The organism is Pseudorhizobium marinum (genome assembly GCF_000705355.1).
Lineage (GTDB): Bacteria > Pseudomonadota > Alphaproteobacteria > Rhizobiales > Rhizobiaceae > Neorhizobium > Neorhizobium pelagicum.
This window is the reverse complement of the sequence record NZ_JMQK01000071.1, coordinates 1-763: the sequence shown is the minus strand read 5'-3', so window position 1 is coordinate 763 and position 763 is coordinate 1. Positions and strand designations below refer to the sequence as shown.

Here is a 763-nt window from a genome sequence, read left to right as displayed (position 1 = left end):
GCCGATTTCAACACCCGGATCGAGGCCAATGTCGGCGGCATCCGTGTCGTGCAGGCGTTTGCCAACGAGGACCATGAGCGGCGGCTGTTTGCCGAGGACAACATCGCCTACCGGACGACGAAGCTGCAGGCCTACAAGGTGATGGCTGCGGCGACCTCGCTCAACTACCTGTCGATGCGCTTCGTGCAGGTGGTGGTGATGCTGGCCGGCGCCTGGTTCGTGACCACCGGTGAACTGTCGGCCGGCGGCTTCGTCGGCTTCCTGCTGCTGGTCAACGTCTTCTTCCGGCCGATCGAGAAGATCAACGCGGTGATCGAGACCTATCCGAAGGGGATCGCCGGCTTCCAGCGGTACTCGCAGTTCCTGGCGACCCGGCCGGACATTGCCGACCGTGCCGGTGCAATCGACCTGCCGCGACCGCGCGGCGACATCCGCTACAGCGGCGTCGGCTTCGGCTATCTGAACGGACGAAAGGTGCTGGATGGGATCGACTTCGAGGTGAAGGCCGGCGAGACGATCGCCTTCGTCGGTCCCTCGGGTGCCGGCAAGACCACCATCTGTTCGCTCCTGCCGCGGTTCTACGACGTCACCGCAGGCACCATCACCATCGACGGTGAGGATGTGCGCGACGTGACGCTGAAATCGCTGCGCGCGAGCATCGGCATCGTGCAGCAGGACGTCTTCCTGTTCGCCGGCACGATCCGCGACAACATCCTCTACGGCCGTCTGGATGCCAGCGACGAGGAGGTGCGGCATGCAGCAA

1 protein-coding gene is annotated in these 763 nt (G+C 64.5%); it reads left to right on the top strand.

Annotated features, from left to right (window positions below; translation table 11 throughout):
* Window positions 1–763: ABC transporter ATP-binding protein (locus EO99_RS0125425; RefSeq protein WP_029621336.1), on the top strand; the 763-nt coding region annotated here is incomplete at both ends.